This is a genomic window from Parabacteroides sp. D25 (assembly GCF_000307475.1).
Classification (GTDB): domain Bacteria; phylum Bacteroidota; class Bacteroidia; order Bacteroidales; family Tannerellaceae; genus Parabacteroides; species Parabacteroides distasonis.
This window is the reverse complement of record NZ_JH976503.1, coordinates 236,219-255,269: the sequence shown is the minus strand read 5'-3', so window position 1 is coordinate 255,269 and position 19,051 is coordinate 236,219. Positions and strand designations below refer to the sequence as shown.

Here is a 19,051-nt window from a genome sequence, read left to right as displayed (position 1 = left end):
AAGAGCATATGGAGTTTTACAAAGCGGAAGAGAATCGCTATGCGGATATGGTATATCGGCGGTGCGGACGGAGCGGTATCTTATTGCCGGCCGTTTCCTTGGGATTGTGGCACAACTTTGGTAGTGTGGATGTGTTCAGTAATTTTATCCAGATCGCTCACGCCGCATTCGATCATGGCGTGACTCATTTCGACTTGGCGAATAATTATGGCCCGGCCTACGGATCGGCGGAGGAGAATTTTGGCCGGATATTGAAGAAGGGCTTGGGCGCTTATCGGGATGAGATGATTATTTCTACGAAGGCGGGCTACGATATGTGGCCGGGACCGTATGGGAATTGGGGAAGCCGTAAATATTTAATGGCTAGCTTGGATCAGAGCTTGAAACGGATGGGACTGGAATATGTGGATATCTTTTACTCCCATCGTCCGGACCCGGAGACTCCGATCGAGGAGACGATGGGGGCCTTGGCTGATATCGTCCGGCAAGGAAAGGCTTTGTATGTAGGTATCTCCAACTATGACGCAGACCAGACCCGTAAGGCTTTGGCCGTACTGAAAGAGCATAAGGTGCCTTGCTTGATTCACCAAGCCCGCTATTCGATGTTCGATCGTTGGACGGAACCGGATTTATTGCCTGTATTGAAGGAAGAGGGTGTGGGTATGATAGCGTTCTCGCCGTTGGCGCAAGGCTTGCTTACGGATAAGTATTTGCGTGGAATTCCGGAGAATTCCCGTGCGGCGAAATCGACCGGTCATTTGCAGACCTCTCAAGTTACCCCGGAGGCCGTGGAAAAGGCCCGTAAGCTAAACGAGGTAGCCGCCCGCCGTGGACAGACCTTGGCGGAGATGGCGCTCGCTTGGTTATTAAAGGACGAACGGGTAACTAGCGTATTAATTGGCGCTAGCTCTGTCGCCCAATTGATGGATAACCTGAAAGCGTTAGATAATATCTCTTTCTCCGGGGAAGAATTGCAGGAGATAGAGAACATCTTAATATAACGTGAATCGTATCCGATTGTAGAGACGGGGCGTGCCCCGTCTCTACAGCCTGTACAAATTTTTGAATAAATGAAACCGTTCTTATATCAAGTAGCGTCTCTTTTTTACGAGAAATGGGGGGCGGAGGTCAGTCGTCTGGCCTTTGTTTTCCCAAACCGGCGTACGGGGCTTTTCTTCCAGAAATATCTCTCGGAGGTAGCCGATATTCCCCTTTTCTCTCCGACAATCCTTACGATCAACGATCTCTTTATCCAGTTGAGCGGAAAACAATCCGCCGACCGGATCAGTATGCTTTTTACCCTGTACGACATCTACATCCGCCAAAGCGGTTCCACCGAGACTTTCGATGAATTCCTGTATTGGGGCGAGATGTTGCTCAACGACTTCGACGATATCGATAAGTACATGGCAAATGCCCGCATGCTATTCAGTAACGTGACGGACCTACGGGAGATAGAGAATGATTTCGATTTCTTAAGTGATGAGCAGATCGCCGCTATCCGTAGTTTCTGGTCCAGTTTTTATCCCCGGGGCGATACGCCGAACCAGCAACAGTTCTTGGCGGTCTGGCAAGTGCTATACGATCTCTATGAGGAATTCCGTGCGACCTTGGCCGCCGAGGGAAAAGGTTACGAGGGCATGATCTTCCGGGAGGTCGTGGAAAGCATGGAACGGGGCGAGTCTCCGGATTTACCTTACGAGCGAATTGTCTTCGTCGGTTTGAACGCCTTGTCCGTATCGGAAGAACGTTTCTTAGCCCAGTTGCAGAAGCGGGAGATAGCGGATTTCTATTGGGATTATGTATCCGATAAGGTAACCGATCCGGATAATAAGGCTTCTTACTTCGTCTCCCGTAACCTGAAGAGCTTCCCTTCCTCGATGAAATTACCCCCCGAGGAGAAGATAAAGACCGAGATTGAGGTGATCGGCATCCCTTCTGGTATCGGGCAGGCCAAGCACGTCTACACCCTGTTGAGCGATTGGTGCAAGGAAGCGGAGATGAGTTCGGAAGAAGCCCTGCGTACGGCGGTGATCTTGCCCGATGAACATCTGCTGATCCCGGTGCTGAACGCCATACCGGAGCAAATCCGGCGTATCAACGTCACGATGGGTTATCCCTTGGCGGGAACCCCGGTCGCCTCGTTGATCGAGTATATCTTGGCGTTGCAGAAGAACGTACGCTACATAGACCGGAATCCGTTGTTCTATTTCCGTGACGTGCTGCCGGTATTGAACCATCGCTACATCCTCTCCACCTCACCGGAGATTATTTCCTCCTTGGTGAAAGAGATCACGGAGAACAACAAGATCTATATCTCGCATACGGAGTTAGGGAAAACGCCTTTGCTAGAAATCCTGTTCACGCCGGTGACCGGGGTGGAGGCCTTCTCGGATTATCTGATCAAGGTGTTGGAAGAGCTGAACAAGGTTATGTCCGCCCTTTCCGATGAGGAAGAGGAGGACGCACCCCAGCGGACGAACGATTTGGAGCAAGAGTTCATCTTCCATTATTTCACCACGGTAAACCGCATGAAAGAGGTAATGAAAGACGCTCGTATAGAGATGAAAATAGATACCTTCTTCCGCCTATTGAAGCGGGTGACTGATACCATTACGATCCCCTTCCACGGCGAGCCGCTTTCCGGCCTCCAGATTATGGGTGTGCTCGAGACCCGTGCCTTGGATTTCGACCGTCTGATTATCTTATCCATGAACGAGGGTATTTTCCCGCAACGGAAAGCGGCGAACTCCTTTATCCCTTATAACCTACGCAGGGGTTTCGGGTTGCCTACCTACGAGCATCAAGATAGCGTATGGGCCTACCATTTCTATCGTTTGATAGAGCGTGCCAGCCACGTGAGCCTTTTATACGATACCCGCAGCAACGGATTGCAGACGGGAGAGGTAAGTCGCTTTGTCCACCAGCTGCATTATCATTATGAGGTGCCGATGCGAGATAAATTGGTGGTCTATAACGTATCTTCCTCCAAGACCCCGCCATTGGCCGTGCCGAAAAGGGAGGATATCATGCGCCGTTTAGACGCTTACCGGAAAGGGGGGAGCAAGGCGATCTCGGCGAGCGCTATCAATACGTATCTGGATTGCCCGTTGAAATTCTATTTTTCCGTCGTGGAAGGCATTCGAGAGGAAGAGGAGGTGAGCGAGACGATCGAGAGCGATGTATTCGGAAGTATCTTACATAAAGTGATGGAGGAGCTTTACAAGCCGTTCCAAGGGAAGATGGTTACCGTGGATTTGCTGAAAGCGATCCGTAAGGATACGGCCTTGCTTACCGGAGCTATCGCCCGGGCTTTCGCCAGCGAGTTTTTCAAGACAGAGGTGGTTCGCTCCCTTACCGGACAAAACTACCTGATCGGCGAGATGATCCGCAAATACGTGGAGAAAATCTTGGAGCGTGACGGCAAGCTGACCCCTTTCGTTTACATCGAGTCCGAGCGTAAGATAAACGGTCTGATCAGCCTTTCCGACTATTCCGAGATCCGGTTGAAAGGCTTTATCGACCGTGTGGACGAGGTTCGCGACGCTATCCGTATCATCGATTACAAGAGCGGTAGCGGAACTACGACTTTCAGTAGTATCGAGAGCCTATTCAACAAGGAGGAGAAAGATCGTGCGAAAGCCGTGATGCAGGTATTCATGTATTGCTGGATGTACGCCCATCTCACCGAGAACAAAGGAAAGACGATACAACCGGGCATTTATTACGTCCGTTCCCTTTTCGCCGATCCGTTCGACCCATCGGTCTACCACCGTATCGAACGGGGGAAGTCGGAGAAGGTAGAGGATTTCTCCGGTTATGCCCAAGCGTTCGAGGAGGGGCTGCGGGGCTGCTTGGACGAGATCTTCAATCCGGAAATTCCCTTTACGCAAACCCCTACGGGGAAGGCTTGTTCTTATTGTCCATTTAAGGGTATTTGCGGTAAGTAGCATTTGTCCCGGTACTTCAGGGAGAGTACCGGAGTACTCCTTGCGAAGTACTGTGGTATTTCTTCGGAGAGTACTGGAGTACTCCTTACAAAGTACTGCAGTACCTCTTAGGCAGTACTACAGTACTTCTTGGGAAGTACTGAGGCGAGGCTTACTGATGAGGAAGCAATTCCACTATCTTTTCCAAAAAGATCTGATCAGTCTCATCGAAACTATCCGGTTGATCACTGTCTATATCAAGGACAGCGATTACCTTATCCTCCCATATCACGGGAACTACGATCTCAGAGCGTGACGCCGAGCTACAAGCGATATGTCCCGGGAAAGCGTCTACATCCGGTACGATGATCGTACGGGTCTCCTTCCAAGCCGTGCCGCATACCCCTTTTCCGTATTTGATTCGTGTACAGGCGATAGGGCCTTGAAAAGGCGCTAATACCAACTGATTGTCTATGACCCGGTAGAAACCCACCCAAAAGAAACCGAAAGTTTGCTTGAGTGCTGCGGCGACGTTCGCCATGTTAGCGATTAGGTCGGTCTCGTTACCTACCAATGAGGCGATTTGCGGGAGCAACGTCTCATACATTTCCTGTTTATCACCATTTTTAATCCGTAGTTCCTCTGCCATATTTAAACTATTATAAGGTCGCGAATATAAAGAATAAATCGAAATATCCGTATCTTCGCGGCATGACAAAACAAAATTCTCCATTGGTATTAGGGACCGAGCCTATCGGTAAATTACTTACGCAATATGCGATTCCTGCGATTATCGCAATGACAGCTTCTTCTTTATATAATATGGCCGATAGCATTTTTATTGGCCATGGAGTGGGGGCGTTAGCGATTTCCGGCCTAGCCTTGACCTTTCCGTTGATGAACTTGGCGGCCGCCTTCGGTTCGTTGGTGGGAGTCGGTGCCTCTACGTTGGTTGCCGTGAAGCTGGGGCAGAAAGATTATGAGGGGGCGAATAAGGTATTGGGGAATGTGTTGATCTTGAATGTGGTTCTGGGCGTCGCTTTCACGATCGCTTTCTTGTTCTTGCTTGATCCCGTGCTGTACTTTTTCGGTGCTAGTGAGAACACGATCTCATATGCCCGTGATTATATGCGGATTATTCTGTATGGCAATGTGGTTACGCATATGTATCTGGGATTAAACGCGGTCTTGCGCTCCTCGGGGTTCCCGAAGATGGCGATGTATGCTACGTTAGCGTCGGTCGTTATCAATTGCGCCTTGAATCCGTTGTTTATCTTTGGGTTTGGATGGGGTATCAAAGGGTCGGCTTGGGCGACGGTGATCTCGCAGGTGATCTCGCTTACCGGACAGTTGATCCATTTCTCGAGACCGAAACAACTCCTTCATTTCAAGAAAGGTATTTATAGGCTGCGCTCGGAGATCGTGAAAGGCATCTTGTCGATCGGTTTATCTCCGTTCTTGATGAACCTTTGTTCCTGCTTGATCGTGATCCTTATCAACCGGGGATTGAAAGAGCATGGGGGAGATATGGCGATTGGCGCTTATGGTATCGTGAACCGTATCGCTTTTCTTTTCGTGATGATTATCATGGGATTTAATCAGGGTATGCAACCGATAGCCGGTTATAATTATGGTGCCCGACTCTATTCCCGGGTGACGGACGTGACCCGGCTGACGATGCGCTGGGCGGTAGGAGTGGCTACGCTGGGGTTCTTGCTTTGCCAGTTGGTGCCGTCGTGGATCGTCCGTATGTTTACGAGTGACGGGGAGTTGATCAGTGCCGCCTCTTATGGCCTGCACATCGTCTTCGCCGTATTCCCGATCGTGGGCTTCCAGATGGTGGCGACTAACTTCTTCCTTTCCATCGGCATGTCTAAGAAAGCGATCTTTCTCTCCTTGACCCGGCAGATGCTTTTCTTGATACCCTGTTTAATCCTCCTCCCCCCGTTATTCGGAACTCTCGGTGTCTGGATCAGTATGCCTATCGCCGATACGGTGGCGGCGATCGTGACGGCGATCGTGCTTGTGAAACAATTTAAACAATTCAAATATGGAACATAACGTGATATTACCTGCGGAATGGTATCCGCAAAGTGCCGTGCAGCTTACGTGGCCGCATGAGAATACGGATTGGGCCCCGATATTGGACGAGGTGATTCCTTGCTTCGTGGCTATCGCCAAGGAAGTGATCAAGCGAGAGAAGTTATTGATTGTCTGTCCGGACGAGACCGCCGTACGTGAACAATTGGGTGAGGTTGATTACGACCGTGTCATTTTCCGTGAGATGGATACGAACGATACGTGGGCACGGGATCACGGGGGAATTTCCGTCTTCGATGAGGGAACGCCCATGCTTTATGATTTCGTGTTCAATGGCTGGGGAATGAAGTTCGCCGCCAATCATGATAATCTGATTACCCGTAACCTTTGTCATATGAAGACCTTCTCCGGTGAGGTGGTGCCCGCTAATATGCAACCTTTCGTGCTGGAAGGCGGTAGTATCGAATCGGATGGGAAAGGTACGTTGATGACTACCGTTGAGTGTCTGGCATCCGTAAACCGTAATGAGTATTTGCAACAGGAGGAATTGGAACGTTATTTGAAAGACGTATTTGGCTTGGATCGTATCCTTTGGATTACCAGCGGTTATTTAGCCGGAGACGATACGGATAGCCACGTGGATACGCTCGCCCGTTTCTGTAGCGAGGATACGATCGCTTATGTCCGTTGCGAGGATGAGGAAGACGAGCATTATGAGGAATTGAAGGCGATGGAGGAGGAGATCAAGGAGTTTACTAGGGCGAATGGGGAGCCTTATCGTCTGATTCCACTTCCGATGGCCGATAAGGTGGAATGGGAAGGGGAGCGCTTGCCCGCTACCTACGCTAATTTCCTGATCATGAATGGGGCCGTATTGGTTCCGTTCTATGACTCACCGAAAGATGAGATCGCTAAAGCGGCTTTGCGGGAAGCGTTCCCGGACCGTGAGATCGTGGGTATCAATTGCCTTCCGCTTATCAAGCAACACGGTTCCCTGCATTGCGTGACGATGCAATATCCGGAAAGCTTTATCGAATAATAACTACAACCAATTAAATATGAAAGTAGGATTAATACAACAAAAGAATACCGCTGACAGAGCGGCGAATATAGAGAAGCTAAAGGTAAATATCCGTAAGGCTGCCCGGGAGGGAGCGGAATTGGTCGTCTTGCAAGAACTGCATAACGGCCTGTATTTCTGCCAGACGGAAGATACGAGCATGTTTGACTTGGCAGAGACGATCCCCGGCCCATCGACGGAAACCTTCGGTGCCTTGGCGAAAGAATTGGGTATCGTCTTGGTGCTTTCCCTTTTCGAGAAGCGTGCCCCGGGCCTGTACCATAACACGGCCGTCGTCTTGGAGAAAGACGGTACGATCGCCGGGAAATACCGCAAGATGCATATCCCGGATGACCCCGCTTATTACGAGAAATTCTATTTTACCCCCGGTGATTTAGGCTTTGAGCCTATCGATACCTCTGTGGGGCGTCTTGGTGTGTTGGTTTGCTGGGATCAATGGTATCCGGAAGCAGCCCGTTTGATGGCTATGCGTGGCGCCGAGATGTTGATCTATCCGACCGCTATCGGCTGGGAAAGTAGCGATACGCAGGAAGAGAAGGACCGTCAGCTGGGTGCGTGGGTGACCATACAGCGGGGACATGCCGTGGCGAACGGACTCCCGGTCATTTCCGTAAATCGTACCGGGCATGAGCCGGACCCTTCGGGGCAAACGGGCGGTATCCGGTTTTGGGGAAACAGTTTTGCGGCCGGTCCCCAAGGTGAGCTATTAACCGTATTCCCGAATGACGAAGAGGAGGTACGTGTGATAGAGATCGACAAGACCCGTAGTGAGAACGTGCGTCGTTGGTGGCCTTTCTTCCGGGATCGCCGTATCGATGCGTTTGGTGGTTTGACAGAACGATTTTTAGTATAATGACCGAATACACGCAAGAAGAGGCCGTCTTCCGCATGAACGAAATGGGGAAAGCGGGACGGCCTTTTCTTTTTATCATTGATTATAAACGAGAGCGGATCTATGTGGAGAGTCCGGAAGAGATCGCTCCCTCCGAGTTATTGTACGATTTGAACGGCTTTACGAATACAAATCACGAATGTAACTTGCGGGATTCCTCTCATCTTATATCCGGAGAACCTGTTGAATGGCAGCCCTCGTATGTTTCTTTCGAGGAGTATGTCCATTCATTCGAGACCGTTTCCCGGCATATCCATGCGGGTAATTCTTATTTGGTAAACTTGACATGCGCTACTCCGGTATATACGAACCTCTCCTTGAAAGATATCTTTTACCATTCCAAGGCGATGTATAAGCTTTGGATGCGGGATCGTTTCGTGGTATTCTCGCCCGAGATATTCGTGCGGACGCGGGATGGTCTCATCTATTCGTATCCCATGAAAGGTACGATTGACGCTACGCTGCCCGATGCCCGGAGACGTATCCTCGATGATCCCAAGGAAGCAGCGGAGCATGCCACGATCGTGGACTTGATCCGGAATGACTTGAGTATCGTAGCCTCCGAGGTTTGTGTTCCCCGGTATCGTTATATCGATGAACTGCGTACGCATAACGGAAGTTTGTTGCAGGTCAGCTCTGAGATAAGAGGCCGGTTGCCGGAAGGATGGAACGGCCATGTCGGGGAGATTTTGTTCAGCCTCTTGCCTGCCGGCTCCATCACGGGCGCTCCCAAGAAAAAGACCTTGGAGATCATCGCCGAGGCGGAAACCTATGAGCGGGGCTTCTATACGGGGGTGATGGGGTATTTTGACGGCCAAGATTTAGACAGCGCCGTGATGATCCGTTTTATGGAACAAGTCTCTCCCCATTCGTTTGTTTTCAAGAGCGGTGGGGGAATCACCTCTAAAAGTGATGTGAGATCGGAGTATAACGAAATGAAACAAAAAGTATATGTGCCCATCTATTGAGACCTTATCAGGGAGTCCGTTTGTGGAGACGATCCGTATCGAGAAGGGACGGATACATAACCTTCCGTACCATAATGCCCGGATGAACCGTACCCGCAGGGAGCTATTCGGAGCGAGAGAAGAAATTGATCTCGCAGGTTATATTCATCCGGGGCCTCATCAAGAACGTACCAAATGCCGGGTGGAATATACCCGCGAGGTCTTACAGGTAGAATACGTTCCTTACCGTATGCGTCCGGTTCATTCCTTGCGATTGGTTACATGCGATGAGATCGATTATTCCTATAAGAGTACGGATCGCCAATGCTTAAATGATTTATTCGCCCAACGAGGGGGACATGACGATATCCTGATCATCCGTGACGGTTTGCTGACCGATACTTCCATTTGCAATGTCGCCCTTTGGAATGGCACCTCTTGGATCACTCCCGCACGCCCTTTGTTATGTGGTACGATGCGTGCTTACTTATTGGATAAAGGCTTGGTACAGGCCGGGGATATCCCGGTAGAGGATCTGCCTAAGTATACCCGGATCCGTCTGTTTAACGCCTTGATCGGGTTCGGCGAAATCGATGAGATCACACGTATATACGTATGACACTACGCGAGTATCGGCGTGGCCCAGTGCCTATACAGGTAAGGGGTTACGCCGATATCTGTGTGGTCTCTTACCTGTATAGGCATGAATCAAGGTGTTTCCTAGAACAATATATCCACCTCCATATTGCTGATCCATTCTACGGGACGGCCGGCCACCTTATTGCAAGTGACGGCGAATTTCAAGGGGAGGATAATTCCCAACGGGATGCGTAACCATCCCGGCATATTGAAATTATGGACACCGATCAGGGAACCTAGCTGGATACCGACCGAGGGAGCTACCAAGAAACGGGTCTCGTCATTACGGCGGTCTATACCCATCTCGAAATAACTATACAGGCCGAGGAAACGTTTCGGGGAAACGAATATATCCATGTTATAATTGGCGCCCGCCTTCACGTTCCAGTTCTTGATCGTGTAGGAGGAGGAAGGGGCGTGCATATAATAACCGGAGATCGTAGGGGATACCCAATGAGCGATGTCGCCCAGCTCCATGATCATGCCTTTCCCTTTCCCGAACTTATGCCAATTGATCATGCTGACGTTCAAGCGACCGCCATACGTCATGACACCATCCCGGTTGCTATGGATCGGCGTGCCGATCAGGAACATGAAGGAGTTGGCTACCCTCGACCGGATAAAGTTGCGGGTAAAAGGCTCTTGTACGATCAGCTGTAGCTCATCCTTGCGGTCGGCGACGGAAGCTTCCAAGGGGACGTCATCCAAATTCGTCCCGAAGGGGATCGGGAAATCCTTGATTACCGGGAAACGATCGTAGACGAACTGAGGTAGGTCGTCTCGTTCGGAAGGGATCTCGTTCAAGATATTCTCGTCTGATCCTTCCAAGGCATTCTGGTAGGCTTTCCAGACTTCTACGATAGACTCGCAGGTGGCGGTCACGACTTGGTAGAATACCTTCGTCTCCCGCTCGTAGCTATCGCCTTTCTCCAAGGAATAAGGATGTTTCTCCGTTACCCGGATATGCCGGTAATCATCGGCCTCGTTGTACTCCATCATGTTTTGGTTCAGACGTTTATCGCCGTAAGCACTCCATGTCTCGCCTTTTAGGTTAGCGGTCTGTACGGGGATGGTATTGTAGAAATCGTGCAGGCTCTTATTGTTGGATACGGCGGAGGCGGAGAAGCCCCTACGTACCATTTGGTGTCCGGAGGCGAAGGAGTCTTGTAGGAAATGCTCGGCGAAAGCCTCGTACATCGTGGCGTAGAACATAAGGTTGCTCGCCATTCGCGTATCTCCTTTACACATCTCTTTGCCTGCCTCTTGTGCTAGATAGATGGCGAAGATGTGGATGCAGAAATACTTGCTCATGGAGGGCAACTGATTTAATTTATCGAAGACCTTGTTTACTTCCGAGGGGCGTTGAAGGCGGCGGATCAGCTCGGGGTCGATCATCTTCAGATGCTCGTTCAATCCCTTGCCATAGGCGTAGAAGTGGGAGAGGTCCTTGATTGCTAGGATACCGTAAGCCAGATTGATGTCGAGCAACTCCTTGCTGTTGGCTCCGGTGAGGAACTCGTTCATGGCTTGTGTCTCCAAAGCCAGCGTACGGTTCGTCTTGGAGAAATGGGTCTGCAGGCCTGTCTCCAAGAGCATGGGATTTTCCACATGGTCGCCGGCCAATCCGCAAAGCGTACCGTAGGTCACGATATTCGGCAACTGCGTCAGCTCATTCATGGCGTAGGCGTTCGAGCCGGGCATATGCGACATGTTGAGGATCTGCAGCAAGGCGCTATCAGCGACGGCCTCGTTGGGGAAGATCCCATTTTCCACCAGATAACGTGGGAGAAGGCTCATGGCACGGTCGCCGATCTTACGATGCTCGGCGAAATCCCATGCGAAGGCCGAACTTGTTATTGCGCTGATACCCATAAGTAGGCATCCGCGGTGAAGAAGTTGTTTAATAGTGTTTCTCTTGTTCATATCTATACTTGTTTATAATTATCTGAATAACTCAAGCGCGAACTTCAATCCGACGCTTTGATACTTGAACTTCTCGAAGCCTAGGAAAAGCGCTATATGAAAAAGGTCGCTACCGATACCATACCCGAGCTCGCTGTAATTCGGCAATACGGGAGTCCATAGCTGGCTGAGGTAGAAACGTTCGGACACGAGGTATTTATGCGCCTTGGGATTGGGCTTGAGGAATCGCAATAGAATGAATGGGCTCTCGTACATGAGGTGCCCTTGAATATATTTGTCGGAGGCATTGCACCAATCCCCACCTAGATTATGAAAGATCCCGCCAAACCGGTCGCCCCAAGGCTCGGGGAAATAACGTTTGGCGAAATAGCTGAAATCGGCGAAGTACATGTTATGCTGGTTAAAAAAGAGTCCACCGCTTAGATTGTAACTCAGTCGTTCGGATAAGCCCAGCCGTACGGTCTGGTTCATGCCGGCCTCCATCCGCCAATAATTTCCCGTACAGCCGAGCAGGTCCGGTATGCTTCGTGCCAGCTCGATCCGGAAGGTCGGGTAATGGGAATGCAGGTACTCTTTCCGGTAGCCGTCCATCCAGTAATATTGCCGGGGCGTGTAGGTAAGGCCGATAACCGGGGTGAACTCATTATGATCCTTAATATCCAATCCGGTATCCTTGCTCTTTTTCACGGGCGTACGATGGTGGTATGCGAGTCCGGCCGAGAGCCGGAAGCCGTTCATCAGTTCTATCTGGTTCATCAGCTTGGCATAGTAGTGCTGGAAATACTTCAAGTTGAGATCGTCGAAACGGATTGGGGTATCTTTTAGGATCTCGTTGATCTGGTGGATCACTTCGGAGGAATAGCTTTGGTTGTCATTGGCTATCGTGAGGTTGAGGATGCCTTGACGCTCGGGGTGATACTCCCAGTCGGTTGTTAGCCGTAGGCGTAGCTCTTTCTCCTTGAATAGGAAACCGATCTCGGGGTGGAAGCGTAGCTGACGGTCATGCTCGAATGTCTTACTGATACGTGCTTCTTGCTTATAGGTGATCCCGTTGCTTCCGAAAGATAGCTGGAACGGGTTGAGAAGGCCGGAATACTTCACACGAGTACTCTTGTAATCCCTGTTGACCGTGCTGGTGAGCCGCTCGCCGAGTTGGAGGTAGCGAGTGAGAGCGCTGCTGTCCGCTTCCGTCCTCACCACGTTCGTTCCGGTGGTGTACAAGGCTTTCTCGTCGGTAGTGAGCGGCTTGTCCCTCCGGCTGTTCCAATAAGTGCTGTCTTGGGTAAAGGAGAGTGTGTCGGAGGTGATCGTATAGTATTGGGTTTGATCGAGCGAGTATAATTTCCTGCTCTCATGGTCTTCCTCTACCCAAGAGATCGATTTATAGCGGAAAGCGGCGTGGATGTCGCTCTCTATCCGGTTGCCTAGGGCATGGTAGCAGACTTGCAGGTCAGCCTCTTCCGGGAGGATGAAATGCTTCTCGTCACGGTTGAAACGTATGCTTAGGTTGAACTCGGAGAAAGAGGAGTGCCCTTGTATCTCGATACGGTCGATGGTCCAGAGTTCGTCGGTTACGTACAGGTTTCCGGATAGTAGTTTCTGGCTCCATTGGCGAGGGGTGAAACGGATGTTATACACAGGGATGCCGGAGATCGTGTCCGTGCCTTCCTGCCGAAACGTGTAATATTTGAAAGCATCGGGCGAGAGTGGCATGATCATTCCCTTATTGTAGATCGTGGGGGAGTAGACGTTCAAGTTGACGAACGAGGCTATCTCCTTGTAATGCCTTCCGGCGGCGAGATGGCTGCTGTTGATGGCTACAATCTCGTTGCGATAATGGTTGGGAGCGTCGTAGCGGGTGAGGCCACTCATCTCGAAGAAGGCATCGCGGGGATGACGCTCTATCGGGAAGACCAGATAGGCGTATCGTAGCAGCTTGTTCTTCCGGGGAACGTGCGTACGGCCTTTCACGTAGGTCTCCGCTTCATAGCTCTCGAGGACGTGCTCGTAGATGGGGGCTTGATGGATTACCTGCCGCATGATGGAGTCGGCTCGTGTGACGGGTGTCTTCTTTTGTGCCCGCAGGTCTGAATGGACTAGCGGGCACAGAAGAAGTATGGATAGTAGAATAAGGTGTCCCGTCTCGATCCTCATCCTGTCAATGTATGGCGAAGGTTGGGCATACTAATGCGCAAAGATGGCAGCCGACACATTTTTGCTCGTCTATCACCGGTTTGCGCATAGAGGTGAAACGGATAGCTTGATGTCCACCGTCGTTACAGGAAACGAAACAGCGTCCGCAGCCGAGGCATAGGCTGTTATCTACTGTCGGGCGGTGTATCTGCGTACGTTCCAGTTTCTCGGGGGGTACGATGTTCGGTAAAGCGATACCTATGAGGTCGGATAGGGTTTTATATCCGTTCTCTTGCATGAACAGTCGTAACCCTTCGCATAGATCGTCGATGATCCGGAAGCCGTATTGCATCACGGCGGTACATATCTGTAGGTTCGTGCAGCCTAGTAGCAGGAAATCGAGGGCATCCCGCCAAGTCTCTATACCGCCTATCCCGCTGATAGGCATCTTGCCGGCAGAAGGATCGCTCGCCAGCTCATGTATGAACCGGAGAGCGATAGGGCGCACGGCTTTCCCCGAATAGCCGGACACGCTGCTCAGTCCGCAGACAACGGGCCGGGCCGTAAGTGCTTTCTCATCGATACGGGTGATACATTTGATGGTGTTGATGGCGGCTATCCCGGTGGCTCCTCCTTCGTGGGCGGCGAGCGCCACGGGTGTCATCTGCCCGATATTCGGTGTCATCTTCGCTAGTATCGGCAGATGGGTACCCCGGCGTGTGGCGGCGGTGAACCGGCGTACCAGTTCCGGGCTTTGTCCTACGTCGCTGCCCATCCCTTCTTGCGTCATTTGTGGACAAGAGAAGTTACACTCAATGATATCGGCCCCAGCCTGCGTGGAATATTGGGCAAGCCGTGTCCACTCATCGTCTGTCCGTCCCATAATGGAGGAGATGATTAATTTGTCAGGATAGCGTTGCTTGAGGCGATAGAGAGTATCGAAATTCTCTTCGACAGAGGCTTCCGACAATTGTTCCATGTTCTTGAATCCGATGAAAGGCACGCCATCCACCTCCATTTGGTCGAAGCGGGGGGATACCTCATGGCTCGGATAGAATGATATTGTCTTGAAGCAGATACCGGCCCAACCGGCTTCGAGGGCCCGGACGCATATCTCGTAATTATGGGCTACGGGTGAGGAGGCCAGTATAAAGGGATTGGCGCAGCGGATGCCGCAAAAGTCGATCGCCAAGTCCGGAGACGAAGTGAGGGGAGAACTATCCGTCGGGTTTGGCATATCTTGCAATTGCCGTACGATTTGAGTGATGGATATCGCCCGGTCGGTTCGTCCGCGGAGGCAGGCCTTCTCGCAAGGATGCCCGTCGCAATCCCTGCAGGCTTCCATCTGGTAGGCCCGGAGGATAGCTCCCGCTAGGTTGTCCATTTTACAGGCCCGCAGCAAGCGGCCCGGATCTAGTCCGGGCTTGCATGCCTTTGTGCAGACAGGGGCATCGCATAGATAACAGCGATTCGATTCTTCCGTTAGGAGGCGTTTTCTCTGGAGGAGGTTTGTCTTCATGGCTTCTAACTGTATTATCTCACTACTTTCTGTACTTTCCGGTAACGTTCGGTCACGACCTCCACGGTGTACAGGTGTCCGGGCAGGCTGAAGATTGCTTTTCCGGATACCGCTTGCTGGTGACCAGCCAACGTGCCGTTCATGCTGTAGACGTTGACGGTGGCTCCCGGCAGGCAGTCTACCGTAAGCATGCCGTTGAGAAAGCGGATAGATAGGGGCTCGTCGGCCGTTACCACCTCATTTCCGGTGATGCTCACGTCACCTCGTACATAGGTGATGTTGTTGATGTCCCACGCCAATACGAAGGGTTTGTCGCTGTTTACCATGAAGGGAAAGGTGTCGGTGCCGAAGCTAATCTTCCGTTCGAGTAGCTTGGGGTAGTACTGGTCACGGAGCGTGTTCGACTTCTCGGCAGTGAGCAGATAGAGGGTGGATGAGAAGGACTCGGCTGTCTCTTCCGGCCTGACGTGCTTGTCCGTGCGTCGTATCTTCGAATAGGATGCGCTGATACCCTGCGAGGTTGTCGCCGTGGTCTGGTCTGTCCATTCCCAAGAACTTTGGTTCTCCAGTTGAAAGAAGGGGAATTTCAAATCCATAAGGCTGATGGCACCTTTGGTCTGACTGTCGGAGATTGTGCCGCTGGTTTCCAGCGTCATGTCGATCCGTTCGGAGTTGAGGCTGAAGTTGACGGACTTGCTGACATTTGGCTCGCTGGCGGTCATGGTGAGGATCTCACGGGCCTCCCAGTCTCCAAGTTTGCTTGGATTGTCTATGCGGAAAGGCTCTAGGTCGAGAGGCACTTCTACTTGTTTGATACTCTGTCGTGTCATGTAAGTATAGCTGAATATGGGCATTCGTACACTCTGTCTCCGGGTGGGGGAGAGGTATTCTAGGTCGCAACGGGTCAGAATGGGTACAGAGTAGAGGGCGATGGCCCGGTAGTCTGCTGTGTCGTTTGCTTCGAAGGTAACGGTGATGGACTCGGACTGGCTTGTTACTTCCTCGTGTTGTTTCTGGAAGGAGTATCCGCCGCCGAATGCTGCCGTGAGTTTATCCGTATGCGGTCCGAAGGAGCATTTTAGATCACTTTTATAGAGTCGGCTCACGGAGTTGCTGGTGCCCGATCCCATGGTGAAGGCAAGGCTTGAGGCTACGCCGAGGTCGCCGAACCACTCGTTATTATCCACTACCGTTGGAGGTGGTCCTTCGATGATGCCGACGAGGCGCACGAGATTGCGTAACTCGCTGTTGCCGAATAAGGCCTTCTCGTCGTTGAAAGAACTACGTCTCTCCACGATCTCGTTAGATCGGATGGAGGCGACGTAGGAGTGCTTGAACCAGTGGTATGGTTGCTGGTTACCCCGCAGTAGATAGATATATTGCTTGTAGTAGAGTCCTCCGCCGGGAGCTGTCTCAGTGGTAGGATCTGCTGCGGTGGCTACGGCCGTGTAGCCGTAGGGCAGGTCAGTGTAGATGGGTGCGTCGGCGGCGAAGCTGTTGCTGCCGGGGTAGAATTTCTTTAGGAAGTGTTCACCCGTCCCTTTGCCATCATAGGAACAGTAGCTGAAGATTAGGGGATTTGAGGACGCTTTGTAGCCATTGGTATTGTCGGCCGCATAGCCTTCGATGTCAGCTTGGATGAGCTTGAGTGAGAAGGTCTTCGAGCGGCCTATGTCGTGGTGTGCGTATTCTTCCCACTTGGAGGGCCATGTGTTATCCTTGCCATATTCGCCGCTGTAGCTGAATGCCTCGAATGCACCGCTCTTGAGTCGGCCTACGATGAGTTTTTCCACGTTCTTTTTCTCGGTGTCGTCGTAGCCGTACCACGAGGTGGCGTCCCAGTGGTCGTCGGGATCGTATTCCATTGATATGCCTGTTGAGCCTTTTAGCTCGATATTATCGTGTCCGGCGTTGCGCACGGTGCCGCACCAGTCCCAGCCGCTGTTCAGCTCGGGGTCGCCGTATTGGTAGACTTGCAGTTTCTTGTTGGTGCGGCGGTGTAGGATGACGCAGATCTTGTCACGGTAGATGGTGGCGGCGAAGTTGGCGTAAGTTTTCCCGTCATCAAGCATACGGGTTTTCTTGTATTCTCCCTTTTTCATATCCACCTCGCCGATCCATATCTGGCCATTGGTATTATTCTTCCAGAGCACATAGAAGCGATTACGGTATACGATGATCTCGGCATCTTGGTATACGCCGAACTCATTGAGACGGATCTCTTTTTTATTGGTTTCACCAATGGTAGATTGCTTCATTGTCTGGGTCTCGCCGTTCACCTCGAAAGCCGTGAGGCATACGGCTGAAGGTCCGTTATTATTTATGTAGACCCCGTAGAGCTTCCCTTGGTAGTATTGTGCGTCGGTGAAGCAGTAATAGGCACCTCCGTCTGATTCGTAATTGTGGAATTCTTTCACCTTATACAGTTCGGGATGTTGGCTGATCTGTGCCTTGACGGTGGTGGTAGAGGCGGTGATAAGCAAAAATACGGCGATCAGCCGTATCGCTTGTGCTTTGAGTGTCGTTCTCATGTATATATCTGTTTAAGAGGTTTAGAAACTGATATTGAATTGTAACTGTACGGACTGCCTCTTGCCGAAGCTCCCGTTTACTCCGAGCGAGATGTTGTCAGCGAGGAAATAGTTCACCCCGGCCAAAGCGTACAGCTTGTGACGGGCGTGGAAAGTCTCGTCGATACGAACGGTATAGTCCTTGCCGGCATATGTCTTGGTGAACTCGTACCGGTCTTTCATCGTGTAGTCCTTGTAGAGGATGCCGGCATAGGGCACGAAATTCCCCAGTGCGTATCCGGCCACCACGGGCACGGTCCACTCTAGGTAACGGCGGTTGAGGCTGAGGTCTCGCAAGGGGATGGTCTTGCCTTGGTAATACACCTCGGTGGTCATGTTATCGCTGTTGGCATAGCGCACGCCGGGTTGGGTAGACATGAAAAAGCGGTCGGTGAAGGCATGGCCGTAACCTAGCCCTCCGCTGTAGATGGGTACCATGTTCTTGCTGAAGATGGTACTGCTTAGGTCGTCATCATCTCGGAAAGTCTCCTCGTGGGTGAAGTTGGTGGTACCGATGCCTGCCCACAGGCTGAGATTGTCCCATACACGATAGGAGAGGCGCAGGGAAATACTGTTCATGATGAGTCGGTGACTTACCGAGTGATTGTCCTCGTCGATTTGTTCGGATGTCCAATTCTCCGGGTTTCCCATCTGCCCATCTTCATCCACGCCAAATGACGTGGTGGAGAGCCAAGGGGTACTGGTATCGTGACTTCCGTTGATCTGTAAGTTGAAACGTTTTTCCCCCGTAGGATATTTGTCTAAGGGGATCAATATATCCGCCTTGGCTTGATAGACAGTAAAAACGGATAAGAGTAGGAGTGTAAAATGTCTCATATCGCTATTTATTTAGTTGAATCATTTACGTTGTTATAATATAGGTTGGCGAAGTACTCGATGGGAGTGTTGCCCGTCACCTCCTTGAATTGGCGGTAGAAAGAGGTACGGGAGGTAAACCCAGCCGTCTTGTATAACTCCTGCGGCTCTTGTGTGAGGCACTTGGAAAATTCCCGTATGAGGTACTCTACCCGATAGATAGCCAGCCAGCGACTGAAGTTCATACCCGTCTGATTGTTCAAGGTAGAGGATAGCCGGGTACGGTTCGTGCAAGCGAGGTTGGCCAACTGGCACAAATTGAACTGTGGATCGAGATAAGGCTTCTTATCCTCCATGATTTGTAAGATGCGGGCATATAGCCTGCGTTCGATTAGGGATGGCTTTTGCTTTTCTTCCATATTGGTACTGTCTTAAGTAACCCGCATAAGAGGGACTTGCGAGGTCAAATATAGACAGTCCCATTTGGTAAATCAAGGGATGAGAAAAGATGCGAACGTATTGAAACTTGATCCGAACGATCTGGTACACCAAAGGCCGTAAA

The 19,051-nt window shown here is 51.2% G+C and carries 14 protein-coding genes; 7 read left to right on the top strand and 7 right to left on the bottom strand.

Translation table 11 applies throughout. From position 1 onward, the window contains the following. Positions 1 to 8: 8 nt before the first annotated feature. Together mgrA and HMPREF0999_RS11630 are read left to right on the top strand one after the other, a co-directional pair. Positions 9 to 1,001, top strand: coding sequence for an L-glyceraldehyde 3-phosphate reductase (gene mgrA, locus HMPREF0999_RS11635; protein ID WP_005856758.1), 993 nt, complete (start codon positions 9 to 11; stop codon positions 999 to 1,001). 69 nt (positions 1,002 to 1,070) lie between these two features. After that, complete coding sequence (locus HMPREF0999_RS11630; RefSeq protein WP_009275986.1) at positions 1,071 to 3,950, top strand: PD-(D/E)XK nuclease family protein; 2,880 nt, start codon at positions 1,071 to 1,073, stop codon at positions 3,948 to 3,950. Between the two features lie 151 nt (positions 3,951 to 4,101). Here the strand turns inward: HMPREF0999_RS11630 and HMPREF0999_RS11625 are convergent, their stop codons facing one another. After that, complete coding sequence (locus HMPREF0999_RS11625) at positions 4,102 to 4,578, bottom strand: GAF domain-containing protein (protein WP_008780557.1); 477 nt, start codon at positions 4,576 to 4,578, stop codon at positions 4,102 to 4,104. A 62-nt stretch (positions 4,579 to 4,640) separates the two neighbouring features. Here HMPREF0999_RS11625 and HMPREF0999_RS11620 point away from each other — a divergent pair, with 62 nt between their 5' ends. Genes HMPREF0999_RS11620 through HMPREF0999_RS11600 form a run of 5 tightly spaced genes read left to right on the top strand, consistent with a single transcriptional unit; the run spans position 4,641 to position 9,508 of the window. Beyond that, complete coding sequence (locus HMPREF0999_RS11620; protein ID WP_009275985.1) at positions 4,641 to 5,990, top strand: MATE family efflux transporter; 1,350 nt, start codon at positions 4,641 to 4,643, stop codon at positions 5,988 to 5,990. Next, entirely contained in the window at positions 5,980 to 7,008 is a 1,029-nt protein-coding gene (locus HMPREF0999_RS11615; protein ID WP_005856783.1) for an agmatine deiminase family protein, read from the top strand. The genes HMPREF0999_RS11620 and HMPREF0999_RS11615 overlap by 11 nt, the downstream gene beginning before the upstream one ends. Positions 7,009 to 7,027: 19 nt before the next feature. Continuing rightward, positions 7,028 to 7,903, top strand: coding sequence for a carbon-nitrogen hydrolase (locus HMPREF0999_RS11610; protein WP_005856785.1), 876 nt, complete (start codon positions 7,028 to 7,030; stop codon positions 7,901 to 7,903). Further along, the gene (locus tag HMPREF0999_RS11605; RefSeq protein ID WP_005856787.1) at positions 7,903 to 8,910 is read left to right on the top strand and encodes an aminodeoxychorismate synthase component I; all 1,008 of its coding nucleotides are present in this window, start codon (positions 7,903 to 7,905) and stop codon (positions 8,908 to 8,910) included. Before HMPREF0999_RS11610 ends, HMPREF0999_RS11605 begins: the two co-directional genes overlap by 1 nt. Then, positions 8,894 to 9,508, top strand: a complete 615-nt coding sequence (locus HMPREF0999_RS11600) for an aminotransferase class IV family protein (RefSeq protein WP_005856789.1) — start codon at positions 8,894 to 8,896, stop codon at positions 9,506 to 9,508. Before HMPREF0999_RS11605 ends, HMPREF0999_RS11600 begins: the two co-directional genes overlap by 17 nt. Positions 9,509 to 9,609: 101 nt before the next feature. On the opposite strand, the gene HMPREF0999_RS11595 is transcribed toward HMPREF0999_RS11600, so the two are convergent. The 6 genes from HMPREF0999_RS11595 to HMPREF0999_RS11570 are packed head-to-tail and all read right to left on the bottom strand — an operon-like array spanning position 9,610 to position 18,908. Next, on the bottom strand, positions 9,610 to 11,451 hold the full coding sequence (locus HMPREF0999_RS11595) for a hypothetical protein (protein ID WP_005856791.1): 1,842 nt from the start codon (positions 11,449 to 11,451) through the stop codon (positions 9,610 to 9,612). Between the two features lie 18 nt (positions 11,452 to 11,469). Then, positions 11,470 to 13,605 (bottom strand): DUF5686 family protein, encoded by a 2,136-nt coding sequence (locus HMPREF0999_RS11590; protein ID WP_005856793.1) that lies wholly within the window; start codon positions 13,603 to 13,605, stop codon positions 11,470 to 11,472. 4 nt (positions 13,606 to 13,609) lie between these two features. Next, positions 13,610 to 15,103: an NAD-dependent dihydropyrimidine dehydrogenase subunit PreA gene (gene preA / locus HMPREF0999_RS11585; protein WP_009275984.1), complete on the bottom strand. Its 1,494-nt coding sequence runs from the start codon at positions 15,101 to 15,103 to the stop codon at positions 13,610 to 13,612. A 14-nt stretch (positions 15,104 to 15,117) separates the two neighbouring features. Beyond that, on the bottom strand, positions 15,118 to 17,634 hold the full coding sequence (locus tag HMPREF0999_RS11580) for a hypothetical protein (protein ID WP_005856797.1): 2,517 nt from the start codon (positions 17,632 to 17,634) through the stop codon (positions 15,118 to 15,120). Positions 17,635 to 17,655: 21 nt separating this feature from the next. Next, positions 17,656 to 18,510, bottom strand: coding sequence for a hypothetical protein (locus HMPREF0999_RS11575; protein WP_009017480.1), 855 nt, complete (start codon positions 18,508 to 18,510; stop codon positions 17,656 to 17,658). An 8-nt stretch (positions 18,511 to 18,518) separates the two neighbouring features. Continuing rightward, a complete protein-coding gene (locus HMPREF0999_RS11570; protein ID WP_005862182.1) occupies positions 18,519 to 18,908 on the bottom strand; it encodes a helix-turn-helix domain-containing protein in 390 nt (129 codons plus the stop codon). Positions 18,909 to 19,051: the final 143 nt, after the last annotated feature.